The 1,326-nt window shown below is 67.6% G+C and carries 1 protein-coding gene and 1 pseudogene; both read right to left on the bottom strand.

The annotated features are described in order from the left end of the window. Nucleotides 1-483, bottom strand: a 483-nt coding sequence (locus JCM9942_RS16140) for an HAD family hydrolase (protein WP_054660873.1), incomplete at its 3' end; no start/stop codon positions are given. A gap of 43 nt (nucleotides 484-526) precedes the next feature. Continuing rightward, nucleotides 527-1,326, bottom strand: a pseudogene (locus tag JCM9942_RS16135) (AI-2E family transporter); the annotation flags it as partial.

The raw sequence follows: 1,326 nt of genomic DNA, 5'->3' as shown, positions 1-1,326 counted from the left end.
GAAGATGCCCGGGTCCGGCTTGGCCGCGCCGAACTCGCGCGAACCCAGCTGGAAGGCGAACAGCTCGCCGATGCCGATGCGCTGCAGATCGGCGTTGCCATTGCTGACCGCCGCCACCGGCACGCGCGTGGCGATACGGTGCAGCGCGGCCAGTGCATCGGGATAGAACTCGACCTGGTTGCGCGCGGCGTAGAAGGCCTCGTAGGCCGGCTCCAGCAGCGCCGGGTTGGCGCCGCTGTTGTCCAGCGCTTCGGCCAGTGTCAGCCGCCGCAACGCGCTCAGGTCATGGTGCAGATGGGGGTTGTCGACGAAGGTGCGTTCGCGCAGTTCGCGCATCGCTTCCACCGGGTACAGGGTGGCCGTCGCCGGGCTGTGCTCGCGCATCCAGTCGTGCAGCACCTGGTCGATCCGCGCGCCGATGGGCGCGAACGGCCAGAGGGTGTCGTCCAGATCGAGGGTGATGGCTAGGACAGGGAAGTTCACCGCGTCATTTTACGTCAAGCCATCGGCGCAGGCTTGCGATGCACTATTCCAGCAGCCTGGCCCAGCCTGCATGCCGTCCAGCCGGGTCAGCACCAGTTTCACGCAGACCAGCAGCGGCACCGCCAGCAACAGCCCGACCATCCCCCACAGCCAGCCGAACAGCATCAACGCCAGGATCAGCATCAGCGGCGAGATCGCCATGCTGCGGCCGAGCACCACCGGCGTCACCAGCTGGCCCTCCAGCGTGTGCAGGGCCAGGTAGCACAGCGCCGGCAGGAACGCGGTGAGTGGATCGCGGAACTGCACAAAGCCCATCAGCAGCATCAACGCGATGCCGAGCAGCGGCCCCACGTAGGGCGCGAAATTCAGCAGTGCCGCCACCGTGCCCCACAGCAGCGCTTCGGGCAGCGCGATGCCCAGCAGCATCAGCGCGCCGGCCAGGGCCAGCCCCAGCACCACGTTGATCACGCTGATGGTCAGCACGTAGCGCGAGATCTCGCGCTCGATCGAGCGCAGGATGTCGGCGGTGAAACGCTTCTGTTGGCGGGTGGGCAGCAGCGCCAGCACATGCCGTTGCAGCTGTCGCCATAGATCATGAAAAACAGCGTCAGCAGCACCACCGCCAGCGCCGAGGCTGCCAGCTTGGGAGTGCGCACCAGCGCCTTGTAGGGGTCATCGAGCTGGGTACGGATCACCTGCACCTTGCGGCTGCCCTCGCCGGCGGCGGCGCGGGCAAAGCTCTCGGCCGCCTGGTTGGCCTGTTGCACCGGTTTGACCAGCGCCTGCACCTGGCGCGAGATCTGCCGCATCTGCTGCGGCGCCTCTTGCACCCAGTCGCTGGCC

Source organism: Stenotrophomonas pictorum JCM 9942, from assembly GCF_001310775.1.
In the GTDB taxonomy this organism is placed as follows: domain Bacteria; phylum Pseudomonadota; class Gammaproteobacteria; order Xanthomonadales; family Xanthomonadaceae; genus Stenotrophomonas; species Stenotrophomonas pictorum.
Note: the sequence above shows the minus strand (reverse complement) of the source record. Positions and strands in the feature narration are given on the sequence as shown.